We start from the raw sequence: 19168 nt of genomic DNA, 5'->3' as shown, positions 1-19168 counted from the left end.
CATGCTGAGGTTTGGAGTCAACTACACGCCTTCCCAGGACTGGTTCTACTCCTGGCTGGCCCCGGACCGGGAGGCCACCCGCCGCGATATGAAGGCCCTGGCCGGCCTGGGCATCGACCACGTACGCATCCTGCCGCTGTGGCCCGTGGTGCAGCCGAACCGGACCCTGATCCGCCGCCGCGCCCTCCAGGACATCCGCGAGGTCGTGGAGATCGCCGGCGACGCCGGACTCGATGCCAGTGTCGATGTCCTCCAAGGACATCTGTCCGGCTTCGACTTCGTGCCGAGCTGGCTGGCGAACTGGCATCAGCGCAGCATGTTCAGCGACCCCGACGCCATCGCCGCCCAGGCCCTGCTGGTCGAGGCCTTCGACGAGCAGCTGCACGATCTGCCCAACTTCCTCGGGCTGACCCTGGGCAACGAGGTCAACCAGTTCACCTCGGCGGTGCACCCCAACCGGATGCCCGCCACCACCCCCCAGGTGACGTCCTGGCTCGACGCCCTGCACGGCACCGGGCCGCGCGACCCCCGCCACTTTCGGCTCAACGCCGAATACGACGCCGTCTGGTACGCCGACGGCCACCCCTTCGTCCCGGCCCACTCCAGCCGGTACGGCCAGATGAGCGTCGTGCATTCGTGGATCTTCAACGGTACGGCGCAGGGCTACGGAGCCATGTCCCATGAGAGCGTCCATCACGCCGCCTACCTCATCGAGCTCTCCCGCGCCTTCGCCACCGACCCCGCCCGCCCGGTGTGGCTCCAGGAGGTCGGAGCCCCGCTGAACCACCTCACCGAGGACCAGGCGCCCGATTTCTGCGAACGGACGGTACGGACCGCGGCCGACAGCGAGGCGCTGTGGGGGATCACCTGGTGGTGCTCGCACGATGTGTCACGCCGACTCGGGGACTTCCCCGATCTCGAGCACAGCCTCGGTCTGATCGACGCCGATGGCGCGGTGAAGCCGATCGGACGGCGCTTCGCCGCGCTCGCCGACGAGCTCCGCGACCGACCCCGCCCCTCGCCTCGGCGTGAGGCCGTCGTGATTCCGGTCGACGACCAGGACGTCCCCGTATCCCGCGCCGAACTCGCCCCGGGCGGCGGCGTGTTCGAGACCTGGATGGACCGTGCCCGCGCCGGAACGCGCCCCGCCCTGGCCACAGCCACATCCGCCGCCGACCCGGACGCGCTGAGCGCCCGCGGCATCGAATCCCTCATCCACGCCGAACCGACCGGGCGCACCTTCTACAGCTCGGTCAGCGATGCGGAAGTCCTCAACCGAGCACACACTCAGGCCGGATCACACTAGGGAAAGCGAGGAAAGCTATATGGCACGACAAGGCAACACCAGACGACGGGCCTCGGTCCGTGCACGCACCGGTGCCCTGGCAGCGGCACTGGCCCTGACCCTGGGCGCGGGCACCGCCGTGGCCAGTGACACCCTCCCCTGGCCGGGGGAGAGCGCCGTCGGCGCCAACCAGCCCTACCAGCACGGCTACTCCTCCACCGACCTGCTGCGCTGGAACCCCGCCGACGACACCGACGCCGAGCTGCTGCGCGCCAAGGTGCCGCTGCAGACCCGGATAGCCCCCGATGCCACCACCCAGCGCAACCCGGCGCTGCCCGCCGACACCCAACAGCTCACCCTCGCGGGCGACTACGGCAACGCCTTCTTCGAGAGCCACCCGTACACCAACGAGTTCAGCCAGTACCTCTTCAACTACTGGCAGTACTCCGATGTGTACGCGTCCTGGCACGGCATGCCCACCGAGGGCGTGCCCGTGAACTACTACGACCCCAACCTCGACTGGAAGGAGAAGTGGTTCGAGTTCGGGGCGGTCAACCTGCCCAACCCCGGCTACACCAACGCCGCCCACGCGAACGGCGTGCGGTCGCTGGGCTGCATCTTCTTCTCCCCGAACGACCGCGGCGACCAGACGTACTCCGAACTGCTCGTCCGGGACGCCGCCGGCAACTTCCCCGCCGCCGCGAAGCTCGTCGAGGTCGCCAAGTACTACGGCTTCGACGGCTACTTCTTCAACCAGGAGGACGCGGTCGCCGCGGCCGACATCCCCACCTTCAAGCGCTTCCTCAAGCAGCTGCGCGCCGGCGGCCTGTATGTGCAGTGGTACGACTCCATCGACAACACCAGCGGCAGGGTCTCGTACCAGAACGAGTTCAACGCGGTCAACGCCCCGTTCGTCCGGGACAAGGCCGAGGGCGATGTGTCCGACTCGGTCTTCCTCAACTACTGGTGGGACAAGTCCAAGCTCACCCGGTCGAAGAGCTACGCGGAGAGCCTGGGCCTCAACTCCCGTAAGAGCGTCTTCGCCGGCGTAGAGGCGGGCATGTACCAGTTCGACCAGCCGTACAACCTCGACAACAACCTCGGCACCGACGGCGCGCCCATGAACGCCATCGCCACGCTCGGTGCCGACTTCGTCTCCTCCGACTACGCGAACAAGACCGACGACAAGGCCCAGTCGGCGGTCTTCGACCGGGAACGCCGCTGGTGGACCGGCTCGTCCCAGGGGTCCACCACGCCTGAGGGCAGTTGGAAGGGCATCTCGAAGTACGTCGCCGAGCGCTCGGTCATCAAGGGCAGCACCTTCGCGACCTCGTTCAACACCGGACACGGCCTGTCGACCTGGAGCGACGGCAAGCTCTCCAACGACGCCGAGTGGGGCAACATCAACCTCCAGGACATCCCGGTGACCTGGCAGTGGTGGATCGACGCCGCGAGCTCGCCGCTCAAGGCCGACTTCGACTACGGCCCGAAGTACACGCCCGCCGGCCGCTTCTCGTACCAGAAGATCGGGGCGTACAACGGGGGCAGCTCGCTGGTGCTCAGCGGCAGGCTCGACAGTGACAACACCGTACGTCTCTACAAGTCCGACCTGAGCGTCAAGGCGGGGTCGTCCCTCTCCCTGACGTACAACAAGCCCTCGGCGGACGACGACTCGCAGCTCCGGCTCGCGCTGGTGCTGGCCTCCGATCCGAGCAAGGTGGTGCAGGTGCCGCTGTCCGGCTCCGGTAAGCGCACCGAGGGCTGGACCACCGTGTCCGCCGACCTGTCGAAGTACGCCGGTGAGCACATCGCCTCGCTGGGCCTCGTCGTCGCCGCCGGGGCACAGCCGATCGAGAACTACCAGGTCAACCTGGGGGCCCTGGCCCTGCACGACGGCGTCGACCGCACCCCGGCCAAGCCCGAGAAGCTGCGCATCGACCAGTTGCTGCCGGGCAGCGACGAGCTGTTCCTGTCCTGGCAGCGAAGCGACTACGACACGGTCCGCCGCTACGACGTCTATCTCGACGACACCTACCTCGGTGGCATCTACGACGACGTCTACTACGTCAAGCGGTTCACCGCCACCTCAGGGACGATCAAGCTCGTCGCGGTCGGCCCGGACGGATCCCGGAGCAAACCCGCGACCGTGCCCTTCGATCTGTCCTCGGCCCCGGCCGACCTGACCGCCAAGGCAGGCTCCGACGGGACGCTGAAGGCGACATGGTCCCCGAGGCAGACCGGTCAGCCACTCACGCTGGAGGTCCGCAGCCTCGACACCGCCAACCCCTTCACCAAGAAGGTCACGGTGACCGGTCAGCAGACGAGCGCGACCCTGACCGGCGTACCCGTCAACGGGGACGAATATCTCCTCACCGCGAAGACCGAGAACGGCACGGCCACAGGTGTACGCGGCACCTTCGCCGACACCGAGATCAGCCCCTACCCCGCCACCGCCGTCAAGATCTCGGGCAACACCTTCACCTTCTCCCGCCCGACACTTGCCGACTGGCACACCTTGACCGTGCTGGAGGACGGGCAGGCCAAGTCGTTCGCCACGACGTACGGGTCGGGCAACAAGCCGTATATCGTCCGCGGCCGCACCACCCGCCCGGCGATGACGGTGACCATGACCGGCTCCACCAGCAAGGTCGTCGCCGTGCTGGAGGACTACGCCGGGAACAAGGTGACGACGGTGCTGCGCGGCAACTAGAGCGCGTAGCGGGAAACGCGAAAGGCGGCCTGCCCGCGCTTGGACGATCGGGACTCGCGCGGGCAGGCCGAGGACGCCGCGCCCACCGGCAACGCCTGGAGCTGATCCGGCGTGGCGGGGTCGGTTACGCCGGCTGATTGGTCGGGAGGTCGGCGATCGGCGCGCTCACGGCTGTAGGGACGGCGGCCATGAGATCCGCCGTATCGATCTCGATGCTGCTGTCGGGCCGGCCGCTGCCGCAGTGCACCCGCCCCAGCCCGCTTATGGTCTCGTCGAACACCACCGCCGCGGCGCGGTCCGCGGACACGGGGCAGACCCCGCCGGGCCGCATCCCCGCCCGCGCCAGCCGGTCGGCCCCGGCCGGGGACAGATCGGCGCGGCGGATCCCGGCCGCGCGGGCCAGCGCGCCGTACCGCAGCCGCGCGTGGCCGGGCAGCGCCGCCAGCAGGAGTTGGTCCTCGGGGGTGACGAAGGCGAGGGTCTTGACGGTCTGCTCCAGCGGAACGCCCAGCGCGGCGCACGCCTCCAGGGAGCCGAGCGCGTCGGGGTGTTCATGCAGCCGGAAGGGCGCGCCGAGCGCCGTAAGGATGTCCAAGGGGCCGATGGGGGAGGGGTCGTTCATCTCGCCGAGATTACCGTGCGTGGAAAGTCGCGGGTTCTCATTGCGGGACGTCATTGCGGGATGTCATCGCGGGAGGTTCAGCCGCTGACGACCGGCTCACCTGTACGTATACTCCCTGGACTTCCCGCCTCCTTCGCCCCGGAGCTGACAGCGTGACGAACGTGCACCACCCCTCGCCGGTCGACGGCCCATCGTCTCTCACCGGCTGCCCGGCGCACCCCGGCGCCGTACGGATGCACACCGAGGAGCTTCAGGCCGACCCGGCGGAGCTCTACCGGCGGTTGCGCCGGGACCATGGCGCGGTGGCGCCGATCCTGCTCGACGGCGACATCCCCGCCTGGCTTGTGCTCGGCTACCGGGAGTTGCACCGTGTCACCTCCGATCCCACGCTCTTCGCCCGTGACTCGCGCCGCTGGCACGCATGGGAGTACATCCCGGCCGACTGGCCGCTGATGCCGTTCGTCGGCTACCGGCCGACCATGCTGTTCGCCGAGGGCGCCGAGCACGAGCGGCGGGCCGAGGTGATGTTCGACGCGCTGGCGTCGGTGGACCAGTTCGAGTTGCGCGCCGAGTCCGAGCGCGTGGCCGACGAGCTGATCGACGCCTTCGCGGGCAGTGGCCGCGCCGAGCTGGTGGCCGACTACGCGAGCCAGGTGCCGATTCGGGTGGTGACCCGGCTGTTCGGCCTGGCCCCGGACACGGCGGTGGCCATCCAGCGCGACACGGTCGAGATGGTCAGCGCCAACGAGGGCAGCGTGGCCGCGTACCAGCGGGTGCACAACCGTATGGTGACGCTGATGGCCGAGGTGCGGAGCGACCCCGGTATGCCTGGCATCCCGGCGCAGATGGCGGCGCACCGGGCGGCGCTCACCGACGAGGAGATCGTCAACGATCTGATCGGCACGGTGTACGCCAGCCATCAGAGCACGACCGACTGGATCGGCAACGCGCTGGGGCTGATGCTGACGGACGAGCGGTTCGCGGTCACCATGGCCGGTGGGCGGCGCAGCATCGGCCAGGCGCTGAACGAGGTGCTGTGGGAGAACACCCCGGTTCCCGCCTTCATCGGGCGCTGGGCGGCCGGGGACACCACTCTCGGCGGACAGCCCATCAAGAAGGGCGACTGCCTGGTCCTGGGCCTCGCGGCGGCCAACGCGGATCCGAGCGTACGGCCGGATTTCCGGGCCGGCGCGGCGGGCAACCAGGCCCATATGTCGTTCAGCCACGGTGAGCACAGCTGCCCGGTGCCGGCCCGGGAGCTGGCCGAGGTGATCGCCATGACGGCGATCGAGGTGCTGCTCGACCGGCTGCCGGATGTGGTGCTGGCCGTGGCGCCCGAGGAGCTGGTGTGGCGGTCCTCCATCTGGTTGCGGGGCATCGCGGCCCTCCCGGTGGAGTTCACCCCCGCTCTGGGCTGACCCGGGTTCTGGGCTGACCCGGGCTCCGGGGCGGCGGGGCTTCGGGCACACCTTCTTCGAAGGTGTCCGTGAAGGCCCCGCCCCCAGGCGCTTTCGAGATTTCGAACGCTATTCGCAATACCGTAAGTTGGTGCTAGCTTCGTGTTGTCATGTACTGGTTCATCGAGGAGGTGTTCGGTGGATAGTCGCAAGATGACGCGCCGTGCGGTGCTGACCGCGACGGCGGGGATGGCAGCGTTGGGCTCCGGGGTGTTGACGGGGGTCGCCGAGGCGGCGACGGGGGCGACGGCGCGCTCGGCCGCCGCCCCGCCGTCCAAGACCGTGCGAGTGTTCTGGCTCAAGCCCACGGATGTGGCACTCGACCAGCGGTACCCCGATGGCATCACCAATGTGATGAAGGAGGCACAGCGCTACTACCGCCAGGAACTCGGCAAGACCTTCACGCTGAACAACCCGGCGGTCGAGGTGGTCAACGGCGACCACAACCGGGCCTGGTACGAGAACACGCGGAACGGCGACGACCCGTACTGGTGGGTCGTCTTCAACATGCAGCAGGAACTGATGCGCAAGCTGGCTCTCAACGCCCCGGACTCGCGCTGGCTGTGCGTCGGCGAGATCAGCGCCGAGCAGCAGGGCGTCTCCGGTGGCGGCGGTGGCGGCGGCTGGGTGATCCTCAGCGGTCACGACGCCGACGGTGCCGCCGGTACCAACGGCAATATGAACCGGTGGTACGGCGGCATGGTGCACGAGCTGGGCCACGGCTTCGGGCTGCCCGACTCCACGTCCACCGACGGAACACCGATGTCCGCGTCGTTCTACGACTACCCGAACTGTCACTTCAGCCAGTCCCAGAAGAACGGGATCCTGAACGGCCCGTACGGCAGTTTCCTGTCCTGAGCCACCGCTGACCGGGAGCCGCTCACGCCGGTCGGCGGTCAGCCGGCCGGCGTCTGCTCCCGCTCCTTCCGCGGCTGCCGCGGGTTCGCCTCCTCCCGCAGGCCGAGGCGGGAGTGCAGCCGCCGGAGCCGCGGCGGTGCCCACCAGGTGGCCCCGCCGCCCAGCCGCATCGCGGCGGGGAGCAGCACACCGCGGATGAGCGTCGCGTCCATCAGGACCGCGAGCGGCAGCCCGACACCGTACGCCTTCACCAGGGAGATGTCCGACGCCGTGAACCCGAGGAAGACGATCGAGATGGCCACCGCGGCGGCGGTCACGATCCGCCCCGTGTGCTCCAGAGCGTGGGTCACGGCCTTCGTCGGGGAGCCCGTCAGCTCGTACTCCTCCCGCATACGGGACAGCAGAAACACCTGGTAGTCCATGGCCAGACCGAAGGCGAGGCCGAAGAGGATCACCGGGATCGTCGCCGCGATATTGCCGGTCGCGGTGAAACCGCCGAACAGCCCCGCCAGATGGCCGTCCTGGAACACCCACACCAGCGCGCCGAACGTCGCCGTCAGACTGAGCAGGCTGAGCACCACGGCCAGGAAGGGCAGCAGAACGCTCCCGGTGACCAGGAACAGCAGCACCAGCATCGCGAGCAGCAGCGTGCCCAGCGCGTACGGCAGCCACTCCACCAGAGCGGACGCCGCGTCCTCGTTGGTGGCCGCCATGCCGCCCACCAGGACCTCGAACGGCGCCTCGCTGTCCCTGATCTCGCCGACGATATGCCCGGCCTCGTCCGGGCTGTCCGACGCCGGCAGCACCGAGAAGTAGACGGCGCCCTTGCCGGCGAAGCCCTGTGACTGCTGGTCAGCGGGGGTGACGAGGTCGCCTTCCGCGTAGCTTCCGGTGGAGGTGCGCACCGCGGCGACACCGGGCAGCGATGACAACCGCTTCGCGTACCCCTCGACGGCCTTCTCGTCCGATCCGCCCTCGGGTGCGATCACCACCAGCGCGTTCTGCCCGCTGCCGACGAAGTCCTCCTTGACGGCGGTGGCGACCCGGCGCGCGGACGACGACTCCGACATCACGCGCTCGTCCGGCATACCGATGTTGATGCCGAGGAACGGTGCGCCGAGCAGCAGCAGAAAGAGCGTGACCGCCGTGGCGATCGGCAGGGGACGCCGCATCACCAGCGTCGCCAGGCGGTGCCAGAACCCGTTCGCGGCGGCACTGTTGCCCTCCGCGGCCCCGACGGCGCGCTCCTTGCGGCCGATGACCCGGCCGCGCTCGATCCGGTCACCCAGCATGGCGAGCACCGAGGGGAGCACGAGCAGCGCGGCCGCACCGGACAGCACCGCGGTCAGCGCGCCCGCGTAGCCCATGGACCGTACGGCCAGCAGCGGGAACCACACCATGGAGCTGGAGGCCACCGCGACCGTGAGCGTCGAGAAGAGCACCGTCCGTCCGGCCGAGGTCATCGTCGCCCGCAGCGCCTCCTCGGTCTGCTTCCCGGAGGCCAGTTCCTCCCGGTAGCGGTTGACGAAGAGCAGGCTGTAGTCGATCGCGAGCCCCAGACCCAGCAGGGTCACGACGCTCGCGGAGAGGGATCCGACGGCCGTCACCTCCGCCAGGAGCCACATCAGCCCCATGGAGAGCATCATCGCGACGATGGCGACGATCAGCGGAAGGGCGGCGGCCATCAGACTTCCGAAGACGAAGACCAGCACGACCAGGGTGAGGGGGATGGCGATGATCTCGCCGGTCTGGGCGTCCTTCTGGCCCTGCTCCAGAAACTCGGCCTGGAACTTCGTATTGCCGCCGAACGTCACGTCGAGACCGGCTCGTTCGCCCTCGTAGGCATCGGCCAGCTCGGCCACGCGCTTCTGCGCCGTGGAGTCGTCGCCGGTCACCGTGCCGGTGATCAGGGCCGCATCGCCGTTTCTGCTCTTCATCCGGGGCGGTTTGCCCGCCGTCCAATAAGAGGTGACGTTCTCGACCCCGGGCTCCTCGCTCAGCTCCTGGGTGAGCTCGCCGGCCGCGGTCCGGGCGGCGGGATCGTCCACGCTGCCGTCGACGGTGACGAGCACGGTGAGGTTGGGCTGGCCTTGGCCGAACGTGTCGGAGAGCATCTTGACGGCGTGTCCGGACTCCGAGTGCGGGTCGTCGAACCCGCCCGCGGCCAATTTGCTGAAGAGGGTCGTACTCGCGATTCCTCCGGCCACGGCGAGTACGAGACTCACCACAAGAACCGCCACTCGGCGCCGTATGACCAGTCTGGCCAGCCTGTCAAGCATTTTCCTGTCCCTTTCGAAGTGCGGCATCTGATGCATCACCGACTTCTCGACGGACCGGGGTGCCTCGGATGTGACATCGCGGTGGGGCCCTGGGGGCCTTCGGCCGTGCCTCAAGGGCCTGCCCGGCGGGGGCCGCCGGGGTAGAGTGCCGTGCCCTCGCGCATTTTCAGCCGTAACTGACGCCGGTTTACGTTGACCCGGAAATCCATGTATGGCAGAACTATGTCAGTTTGAAGTGACGGGGACTGAAAACGGACTATGGACCACCGCTCACCGGAGGAATAAAGTGGCGCACGTCACAGTGACTGCTTTCTCCGGTGCAGGCTAAGCTGCCTCCGTCGAGGCATCCCTTTCCATGCGAGTCCACCGACTGTCGACGCGAAGAAAATCACGGAACAGCGCGATTCCTGTTTTCCTTCCCCGAGCCAGGGCCGCCATGCGCGCCGCCCGGCCATCGACGAACTGGATTTCCCCCATGCCCACAGGGATCATCAGCATCGGATCTCATATACCCGATCACGTGGTCGGAAACGACCAGATAGCCGAATGGGCCGGCGTATCGGAGGAATGGATCCACGAACGCACGGGAATTCTCGAGAGACGTTATGCGAGCACCGGCACGGCCACCTCGGATCTCGCGGTGCACGCGGTGCGGCAGATCTTCTCCGAATGCGACGGCGCCGCGGAGCTGATCGACGCTCTGATACTGGCCACCTGTACGCCCGATGTGCCCCAGCCGGCGACGGCCGCCATCGTGCAGCACAAACTCGGGCTCCGCGTCATGCCGGCCTTCGATGTCAACGCGGTATGCAGTGGCTTCCTGTACGGCATGGCCGTCGCCGACGGTCTGCGGTCGGCGTCGCCGGATACCGAACATGTGCTGGTGGTGGGCGCCGATATGTTCTCCACCATCATGGACCGCACCGACCGGAGCACCGTGAGCCTCTTCGGCGACGGCGCCGGAGCCGTGCTGCTCGGCCCCGTACCGGAGGGCTACGGACTGCTGGCCATGCGGACCATCAGCGATGGCGCCCTCCACCATCTCGTCGGCGTGCCGGCCGGCGGCACGGCTCTGCCGCTCGATCGGGCCGCGCTCCAATCCGGGCAGAATTTCCTGAAGATGGACGGGCGTGCGATCCGGCAGTATGTGCACACGACGCTGCCCAAGATCGTGGACCAGGTCCTGGACGACGCCGGTCTTGACCTGGGAGGAATTGACCGGTTCATCTTCCATCAGGCGAACCCCCGCCTGTTGGAGTCCTTCGCCGATATGACGGGAATCGACCGTAAGCGTATGCCGCTCACCGCTCCCCACCTGGGGAACACCGCGGGCGCCTCCATTCCCGTCACCCTGTGCGCGGCAGACCGGGACCGGCCCCTGGAGCGAGGGGAAAACCTCCTGCTGGCCTCCATCGGCGGCGGTATGAACGCCGCCGCGGCACTGGTGCGCTGGTACTAGTCCGCCCTCGCCACAGGTCCTTCGCGTTCTTTCGTCCGCGGTCCCTCTCATTCCTTCGCTCGACCGGTAGCCGGCCCTCAACGTCTCACCCGGAGATCGTGACAATGAATTCATCCGAGCCGCCCTTCCCTTTGACGCGATATCAGCTGGACATCTGGGTCTCCGCCGCACAGTCCGAGGAATCACCGCAGTACAATGTCTCATTTCACGAGAAGCTCACCGGGGATGTGAATCTCGGTGTCCTCCGCCAGTGTGCCGAGCGGGCCCTGCGGTGTCATGACGCTCTGCGCCTGCGATTCGACGACCAGGACGGGACACCCCGTCAGTGGGTCGAACCCCAGCCGCCCGCTGTGGAAACGACCGACCTGTCACGGGAAAGCGATCCGGCGGAGGCATGCCGCCGCTGGGTGCGCGCATTCCAGCAGTGCCCGATGCCGCTGCGCGATCAGCCCATGGTCCGGGTGGCGATCCTGGTGGAGGGCCCCCGCGTGACGCACCTCCAACTGGTCGCGCACCACCTGGTGATGGACGGCTGGTCGCTCACCAAGGTGAGCGCCCGGATTCTCGACGATTACGCGTCGAGGGTGGCGGGCGGAGCCGTCGCGGAGAGCGGCGCGCCGTCGTACCGCTCGTTCTCCGCGCGGGATGCCGCCTACCAGGGATCCGGAGAGAACACCGCGGACCTGGAGGCCCGCCGCTCCGCCCTCGTCGGCGCGGTCCCCGCGCTGTTCCCCAGGAAGCCGGCGAGCGCCCCCCGCGCGGGCGCGCGCCACTCCTTCACCCTGGACCGTTCCTGGGCGGAACGCGTCCGCAGGGCCCAACTGCCGCTGTTTCCCTATGTCGCCACCATGCTGGGCGCGTATCTGACGCGAGTGCATCGCACTGAGGAGATGATCCTGGGCGTTCCGGTCCTGAACCGGCCGGATGAATTCATGGACACCGTCGGGCATTTCGCGAACACGCTGCCCCTGCTTCTGCCCGCCCACGACGGGAAGCCGCTGCGCGACATCGTCAACCGGACGCGGAGCGCCACCCGTGCCCTGCGCCGACACGAGCGGGTCGCACTGGGGGACGTCGTACGCGCGTTACCCGGACTCCACGGCAGCAACCGGCAGTTGTTCGATGTGACGTTGTCCTATGTCCGGGCCGGACGCCCGGACCCCGGCCCGGGCATCGACCTCGAGACGTGGATGGAATCGCCCTGCCATGAGCAGGATGCCCTCTCGGTGGTGGTGCTCGACTTCGACAACGCGCAGGAGATCCGCTTCGACCTGGACTATGCCACGGATGTCTTCGACGACGACTTCCCCATCGAGGCGATGGCCGGGCACCTGAAGTGTCTGCTGGAGGAGGGCGTGGACCTGGCGGACGGGCCGGTGTCCGCGGTGCCGATGCTCCCGGCCTCGGAGCGGGAAGAGCTGATCCGGCGCGGCCGGGGTGACCGCGTCGCGTATCCGCGGGACGCCACCCTCTCGGGGCTCTTCGAGCGCCAGGTCGCCCGCGGTCCGGAGCGGATCGCCGTGCTGGGTCCCGGCCCGGACGACGCCCTGACCTACGCCGAACTCGACGCACGGGCCAACCAGGTCGCCCGGGCGCTGCGAGCGGACGGCGTGGGCCCGGGCGACCGGGTCGCCGTCTCGCTGGAGCGCGGCCCCGACCTGCTCATCGCGCTGATGGGCGTGGGCAAGGCGGGCGGCGCCTATGTCCCGGTGGACCCGGGATATCCGCGCGAGCGCATCCGCTTCCTGCTCGACGACAGCCGTCCGGCCGCCGTGCTGGTGTCGGACGAGCGCATGCCGGAGAGCGCGGTGGCGGCGGGCGTGCCCGTGCACCGCGTCGCGGATCTGCTGCACGGCGACGACTCCCCGCTCGATCGGGCGGCCGACGGCTCGGACCTCGCGTATGTGATCTACACCTCCGGCTCCACCGGCAAGCCCAAGGGCGTCCAGGTCCGGCACCACTCGGTGGTCAACCGGCTGGCCTGGATGCAGCGCGCGTACCCGATCGGCGAGGGCGACGTCCTGCTGCAGAAGACACCCGTGTCCTTCGACGTGTCCGTGTGGGAGCTGTTCTGGTGGGCGGTCGAGGGAGCGAGCGTGGCCCTGCTGCCGCCCGGCGGTGAGAAGGACCCCCGGGTGCTCGGCCGGACCATCCACGACCGGCGCGTCACCGTCGCGCACTTCGTACCGTCCATGCTCGGCGCCTTCCTCGACGCCGCGGAGCAGACCCCGGACCTGCGCGACCGGACGGAGCCGCTGCGCCGTGTCTTCTGCAGCGGAGAGGCGCTGCCGGCCGCCCGCGTCGACCGGTTCAACCGGCTCTTCCATGGCGGGAAGCGCGCCACGCCGGACCTGGTGAACCTGTACGGCCCGACCGAGGCGACCGTCGATGTGACCTTCCACGACTGCCCCGGGGACCCCGGCCGCCCCGTCGGCCGCGTGCCCATCGGACGGCCGATCGACAACACCTGTCTGTACGTGGTCGGGGAGGACGGGCAGCCGCAGCCCACAGGTGTCCCGGGCGAGCTGTGGATCGGCGGCGCCGGGGTGGCCGCGGGATATCTGAACCGGCCCGACCTGACGGCGGAGCGGTTCATCGCCGACCCGTTCACCGGTGAAGGCCGTCTGTACCGCACCGGTGACCTCGTACGGTGGCTCGCCGACGGCTCCCTCGAATACCTCGGCCGCCTCGACGACCAGGTGAAGATCCGCGGGAACCGGGTGGAGCCGGGCGAGGTCGGCAGGGCCCTGATCGCTGTGCCCGGCATCCGGGACGCGCTGGTCGTGGACCGCACCGACGATGAACGGGGTGTCCACCTGGTCGGCTACTACGTCGCCGACGACGAGATCGACGCCACCGACGTACGGCGCCAACTTGCCGATGAATTACCGGAGTTCATGATCCCGGCACTGCTGATGCGGCTCGACCGCATTCCGCTGACCCCCAACGGCAAGGCGGACCGCCGGGCGCTGCCGGAACCGGTGGCCCGCGGCGGCGCACCGGCCACACGCCCGCTCTCCCCCGCGGAACAGATCCTGGCGGACGTATGGTCCGAGGTCCTGCGGTGCGGTCCGGTGGGCGCCGAGGACGACTACTACGCGCTCGGCGGCGACTCGCTGCAGATGCTGCGGGTCCGCGCCCTGGCCGAGCAGCGTGGTCTGCGCTTCCCACTGGCCGATCTCGTACGGCACTCCACCGTCGCCCGCCTGGCCGCGCGGGCCGTCCTCGACGCAACCCCCTCCGCCCCCTTGGAGGAACCGAGCCCCTTCGACACCGTCTCCGGTATCGACCGGGCGCGGCTCGGCGCGGTCTCGGACGCCTATCCGCTCACCCGGATGCAGCTCGGCCTGATCTACCACAGCCGTCAGCGCCGGGGATCGTCCCTGTACAAGGACGTGTTCCGCTATACGCTGCGCTGCGACTGGGACGAGGGACACTTCCGCGCGGCCTTCGGCGGGCTCGTACGGCGCCATCCGGCGCTACGCACCGGCTTCGGCCTGGCCGGGTTCACCGAACCGCTGCAGCTGGTGCACCCGGCGACGGACGATGGCTTCGACGGCCTCGACATCGTCGATCTGCGGTCCCGTGACGCCGACGACGCGGAAGCGGAGGTGGCGCGGCATATCGAAGAGCGCCGCCACCACGAGTATCCCATCGATACCGCCACCGCCACCGCCCCGCTGTACGCGCTGCGCGTCCACGTCCGCCGCAGCGCGATCGACCTGGTCCTGAGCTTCCACCACGCCCTGTTCGACGGGGCGAGCGTCGCCAACCTCATGGGCGAACTGCTGCGTGACTACGGGCATGCCCTGGGCCTGCACCCGACCCCGGCGCCCGAGGTCCGCCTGCCCTCGCCCGCCGCACACCTGCTGGCCGAACGCCGGGCCCTGGCGTCGGAGGCCGACCGCCGGTACTGGCGCAAGGAGCTCGCCGGAGGCGAACCCACCGCGCTCGGCTCGTACCGCCCGCACCAGCCGCCGTCGGCCGCGGGCGTACGCGGATCGCACCGCTTCGATCTGCCGGCCCGGCTCGGCGACGACGTACGGGCCTTCGCCCGCGCTCAGGCGCTGCCGGTGAAGTCGGTGCTGTTCGCGGCCCACTGCATGACCCTGCGGCTGCTGTCCGGGCGTGACGACATCATGACCGGTCTCATCGCACACGGCCGCCCGGAACACCCGCATGCCGAGCGCATGGTCGGACTGTTCCTCAACACCCTGCCCATGAGGGTGAACACGGCCCAGGGCAGCTGGCTGGACGCGGTACGGGAGGCGTTCGGGCGCGAGCAGAGCGCGTATCCCCACCGCCACTACCCGATCAGCGCCATCCAGGAGGCGCACGGCGGCGGTCCGCTGTTCGAGACGGTGTTCAACTACGTACGGTTCCAGCAGCTCACGGACGCGCTCCGGGAGCCGGGGCTGGAGCTGACGGAGCTGCGCACCGTCGAGGAGACCAACTTCTCGCTACTGGTCAACGCCGTGACGGACCCCGTCGACCAGAGCATCTGGCTGCGTATCGACAACGACGGACAGACGGTCACCCGGGACCAGGTCGGTGTGTTCGCCGACTACTACACCCGGGTCCTGGGCCGTATGGTCCACCACCCCCTGGAGCAGCCCGGCTGGGACTTCCTCACCGCCGTGCCACGGCCACTCCCCGCCGTCGGCACGGACGCGCCACCGAGCGTGGTGGACGGGTTCGCGCACCAGGCCGTACGCACCCCGGACGCCCTCGCCCTGGCAACCAAGGACGAAGAGTGGACCTACGCACGGCTCGACCGGACGACCGAGGCCGTGGCCCGCAACCTGCTCGCCCTGGGGGTGCGCCCCGGCGATGTCGTCGGTGTCGCGGCCGACCGGTCGCCCGAGGTGATCGCGGCCATCCTGGGCATCATGCGGGCCGGAGCGGCGGTCATGCCCCTGGACACCGGATACCCCGCCACCCGGCTCTCCTACATGATCGAAGCGGCGGATCCCCGCCATATCGTCACCACCGGCCGGCACGACGCCCTCCTCGGCCGCGCCTCGCGGATCGTACGGTTCGAGGAGATCGCCGAACCGCCCACCGGGGACACCTCCGCCCCGCCGCTCCCGGCGATCGCCCTGGACGGCACCGCGTGTGTCCTGTTCACCTCGGGCTCCACCGGGCGGCCCAAGGGGGTCGACATCCCTCATCGCACCCTGGCCACCCTCGTCTCCTGGCAGAACCGCGCCCCGAGCGCCGCGAAGGGCATCACCCTGCAGTACGCGCCGCTGAGCTTCGATGTCTCCCTCCAGGAGATCTTCTCCACTCTGTGCGCGGGCGGCACCCTCCGCCTGGTGCCGGAGGAGATCCGCAGGGACATGCCGGCCCTGGTGCGCCTGTTGCACCGGGAACGGGTCGAGCGCGTCTTCGTCCCCTCCATCGCCCTCCAGCAACTGGCCCTGGCCGCCGAGGCGCTGGGTCTCACCCCGGCCGCGCTGCGCGTCATCGTCTCCAGCGGCGAACAGCTGAGGATCACCGACGAGGTCCGCCGGCTGTGCTCGGCCCTGCCCGGGATGGTGCTGGAGAACCAGTACGGCCCCACCGAGACCCATGTGGTCACCCGCCACACCCTGACCGGACCGCCGGCCGACTTCCCGGACCTCCCCCCGGTGGGGACCGCCGTCGACGGCGCCCAGGTGGTCGTGGTGGACCCGCGGCTGCGTCCCGTGCCGCCCGGGGTGACGGGCGAGCTGTATCTCGGCGGCGCCACGGTCGCACGGGGATATCTGGGCCGCGACGATCTGACCAAGGAACGCTTCGTCACGCTGCCCGGCAGGTCCGGCCGCTTCTACCGCTCCGGCGACCTCGGCTTCGCCCTGCCGGGCGGCGACATCGTATGCACCGGCCGCGCCGACACCCAGGTCAAGGTCCGCGGATTCCGGGTCGAGACGGCCGAGGTGGAGCTGGCGATCCGCGACCTCGTCCCCCGCCACCCCGGTATCGCGGAGGCCGCCGTCGTCGCCCACAACCGCCCCGGCACGGACACGGTCCTGGTGGCGTTCCTCACCGGCGATCCGGCCACGGTGGACACCGGTGCGCTCCGCGGCCGGTTGCGCGAAACGCTCCCCGACTACATGGTCCCGTCCTACGTCCAGTGGCTCCCCGCCATGCCGTCCACCCCCAGCGGGAAACGCGATGACGCCGCCCTGCGGGCCATCCCCCTCGAAGCGCCGGCCGACCACGACACCACCCCGCCGCGCACTCCGCTCGAGAAGGCCCTCGCCGAAATCCTCGCCGACCTGCTGCAGCTGCCCGAAGTCGGCATCCACGACTCCATGTTCGACCTCGGCGGCACCTCACTGACCGCGATGCGGCTGATCGCCACCCTGGAACAGCGCTTCGGCACCGTCATCCCGCTGTCGGAGTTCATCGCCGCGCCCACCGTGGCCGCCATGGCCGACCGGCTGGGATCCGGCGCGGCGACACCGGCCCGCTTCGACCCGATCGTGCCGCTCAACCCGTCGGGTGGCCGGACCCCGCTCTTCATGGTCCACCCCATGGGCGGCAATGTGCTGTGCTTCCTGCCCTTCGCCAAACACCTCGACCCCGACCAGCCGCTGTACGCCCTCCAGGCGGCCGGCGCCGACCCCGGCACCGAACCGCTGGACACCATTCCGGACATGGCACGCAGCTACGTCGGCGCGGTCAAACGGATCCAGCCCGAAGGCCCGTACAAGATCAGCGGCTACTCCTTCGGCGGGTTCGTCGCCTTCGAAATGGCCCTGCAACTCCGCGCGCAGGGCGAGCAGGCGGACGTGCTGATCCTGGACACGGTCACCCTCAACCCCCGACTGCGCGAGCTGTACACCGACGACGCGCTGCTCGGCTGGTTCTTCTGGGAACTGCTCTGGCCCGTACGCGGCGGAGCCTCGCCCCTGGAGGAGATACCCGAGCACACCACCTCGCTCGACGAGAAGTTCGCACATATCGCACGGTGCGCCGTCGACCTGGGTGTGCTGCCCGCCGACAGCTCGGGGACCGTCATCCGGCGTCTGTTCCGCCTCTACCGGGCGAACTGGCTGGCCACGCTGGACTACCGGCCGGGCACCAACGACCAGGACGTCATCCTGCTGCGGGCCGACGAACCGCTCCCCGCAATCCTCGAAGCCATGCACGGCGCCGCGGGCAGCCTGCACTACGAACCCACCAACGGCTGGCAGCGGGTGACCACCGGCCGTATCCAGGTCATCGGCATACCCGGCGATCACCTCTCCATCATGGAGGAGCCCGGCGTCGCCCATGTGGCCAAGACCATGGCCGACATCCTGCACCCCGCAACCCATCTCCGAAGGGAAAACCGAGTTCTATGACATCCCACCGGCCCAAAGCAGTGGTCATCGGGGCAGGGATCGGCGGTCTCACGCTGGCCGCCGCGCTGCGCCAGGTCGACTTCGACGTCGAGGTGTACGAGCGCGCCACCGAACTGAAAGCCGCCGGCTCCGGCCTCGGCGTGCTGAGCAACGGCGGCGCCGCGCTGGAAGCCCTCGGCCTCGACATCGGCCTCGAAAAGCGTGGGCAGGTACTCCAGCGCTTCGGCATCAACGACGCCGAGGGCAACCACATCACCTGGTTTCCCATCCCGGAGCTGAGCGAAGAACTGGGGCTGCCGCCCACCGTGGTCATCAGCCGCAGCGCCTTGCAGCAGGGCCTGTTGGAAGCGGTGGGGGACACCCCCATCACCCTCGGCGCCGCCGCCGTCGGCTACGAGACCCGGCGGGACGGGGCGACCGTGCGCTTCGCCGACGGCAGCGAGGCCCACGGTGACATCGTCATCGGGGCCGACGGGATCAACTCCGCCATCCGCCGCCAGATCACCGGCCCGGAACCGGTGCGGGAGGCCGGATATGTGTGCTGGCTCGCCATCGTCCCGTTCAGCCACCCGAACTTCGAGACCGGCTCGGTCCTCCACTACTGGGGAAGCGGGCAGCGCTTCGGCCTGCTGGACGTGGGACACGGACAGACCTACTGGTTCGGCACCAAGAACATGTCCGTCGAACGGGCCGCCGACTGGCAGGGCACGAAGGAGGAGATCGTCCAGGCGTACGAAGGCTGGGCGGACGAGGTCCAGGCGGCCATCCGGGTGACCCCCGAAAAGGACATCATCGCCATCCCCGCCCGCGACCGCGACTTCCTGGAGCAGTGGGGCGACGGCCGCGTCACCCTCCTCGGAGACGCCGCGCACCCCATGCTCACCAGCCTCGCCCAGGGGGCCGGGATGGCCATCGAGGACGCCGTCGTCCTGGCCGGGACACTGGCCCGGGCCGGCGATCTGACCGCAGGACTGCGCAGCTACGAGGACCAGCGCCGCGAGCGCAACCGGGCCATGGTCCTCGGCTCCCGCGCGCTGAGCGAACAGGAGCAACTGGAGGACCCGGGGCAGCGGCACGAACGGGACGAGCAACTGCGCGCGACGACCTACGCGGCCTTCGCCGAGCAGCAGCGGGACGTCCTCACGTTCCCCGGGATCCACGCCTGAC

9 protein-coding genes are annotated in these 19168 nt (G+C 69.5%); 7 read left to right on the top strand and 2 right to left on the bottom strand.

Going from position 1 to position 19168, the window contains the following annotated elements; all coding sequences use genetic code 11:
* Position 1 precedes the first annotated feature (1 nt).
* Positions 2-1306, top strand: a complete 1305-nt coding sequence (locus ACWDSL_RS28175; protein WP_450490018.1) for a glycoside hydrolase 5 family protein — start codon at positions 2-4, stop codon at positions 1304-1306.
* A 19-nt stretch (positions 1307-1325) separates the two neighbouring features.
* Positions 1326-3995, top strand: coding sequence for an endo-beta-N-acetylglucosaminidase (locus tag ACWDSL_RS28170; RefSeq protein ID WP_450490016.1), 2670 nt, complete (start codon positions 1326-1328; stop codon positions 3993-3995).
* Positions 3996-4119: 124 nt separating this feature from the next.
* On the opposite strand, the gene ACWDSL_RS28165 is transcribed toward ACWDSL_RS28170, so the two are convergent.
* A complete protein-coding gene (locus tag ACWDSL_RS28165) occupies positions 4120-4617 on the bottom strand; it encodes an aminoacyl-tRNA deacylase (RefSeq protein ID WP_179285531.1) in 498 nt (165 codons plus the stop codon).
* Between the two features lie 152 nt (positions 4618-4769).
* Here ACWDSL_RS28165 and ACWDSL_RS28160 point away from each other — a divergent pair, with 152 nt between their 5' ends.
* On the top strand, positions 4770-6035 hold the full coding sequence (locus ACWDSL_RS28160; RefSeq protein WP_450490014.1) for a cytochrome P450: 1266 nt from the start codon (positions 4770-4772) through the stop codon (positions 6033-6035).
* 177 nt (positions 6036-6212) lie between these two features.
* Positions 6213-6932 carry a hypothetical protein gene (locus tag ACWDSL_RS28155; protein ID WP_450490012.1) on the top strand — a complete coding sequence of 240 codons (720 nt, stop codon included), beginning with the start codon at positions 6213-6215 and terminating at the stop codon, positions 6930-6932.
* A 38-nt stretch (positions 6933-6970) separates the two neighbouring features.
* On the opposite strand, the gene ACWDSL_RS28150 is transcribed toward ACWDSL_RS28155, so the two are convergent.
* Positions 6971-9211, bottom strand: coding sequence for an MMPL family transporter (locus tag ACWDSL_RS28150; protein ID WP_450490010.1), 2241 nt, complete (start codon positions 9209-9211; stop codon positions 6971-6973).
* 436 nt (positions 9212-9647) lie between these two features.
* Here ACWDSL_RS28150 and ACWDSL_RS28145 point away from each other — a divergent pair, with 436 nt between their 5' ends.
* The 3 genes from ACWDSL_RS28145 (at position 9648) to ACWDSL_RS28135 (ending at position 19167) form a co-directional block, all read left to right on the top strand.
* A complete protein-coding gene (locus ACWDSL_RS28145; protein WP_450490008.1) occupies positions 9648-10670 on the top strand; it encodes a 3-oxoacyl-ACP synthase III family protein in 1023 nt (340 codons plus the stop codon).
* 104 nt (positions 10671-10774) lie between these two features.
* Positions 10775-18001 carry an amino acid adenylation domain-containing protein gene (locus ACWDSL_RS28140; RefSeq protein WP_450490006.1) on the top strand — a complete coding sequence of 2409 codons (7227 nt, stop codon included), beginning with the start codon at positions 10775-10777 and terminating at the stop codon, positions 17999-18001.
* Positions 17998-19167: an FAD-dependent monooxygenase gene (locus ACWDSL_RS28135; RefSeq protein ID WP_450490004.1), complete on the top strand. Its 1170-nt coding sequence runs from the start codon at positions 17998-18000 to the stop codon at positions 19165-19167. Before ACWDSL_RS28140 ends, ACWDSL_RS28135 begins: the two co-directional genes overlap by 4 nt.
* The last annotated feature ends 1 nt before the right edge of the window (position 19168 follow it).

Source organism: Streptomyces sp. NPDC000941, from assembly GCF_053599555.1.
The sequence above is the reverse complement of the archived record's forward strand: the minus strand, read 5'-3'. Positions and strand labels throughout refer to the sequence as shown.

Excerpts from the sequence above, each read along its gene's own strand:
- ACWDSL_RS28170 (WP_450490016.1), top strand. The coding sequence starts at position 1,326 with ATGGCACGACAAGGCAACACCAGACGACGGGCCTCGGTCCGTGCACGC.
- ACWDSL_RS28140 (WP_450490006.1), top strand. The coding sequence starts at position 10,775 with ATGAATTCATCCGAGCCGCCCTTCCCTTTGACGCGATATCAGCTGGAC.
- ACWDSL_RS28145 (WP_450490008.1), top strand. The coding sequence starts at position 9,648 with ATGCGCGCCGCCCGGCCATCGACGAACTGGATTTCCCCCATGCCCACA.
- ACWDSL_RS28165 (WP_179285531.1), bottom strand. The coding sequence starts at position 4,617 with ATGAACGACCCCTCCCCCATCGGCCCCTTGGACATCCTTACGGCGCTC.
- ACWDSL_RS28135 (WP_450490004.1), top strand. The coding sequence starts at position 17,998 with ATGACATCCCACCGGCCCAAAGCAGTGGTCATCGGGGCAGGGATCGGC.
- ACWDSL_RS28150 (WP_450490010.1), bottom strand. The coding sequence starts at position 9,211 with ATGCTTGACAGGCTGGCCAGACTGGTCATACGGCGCCGAGTGGCGGTT.
- ACWDSL_RS28175 (WP_450490018.1), top strand. The coding sequence starts at position 2 with ATGCTGAGGTTTGGAGTCAACTACACGCCTTCCCAGGACTGGTTCTAC.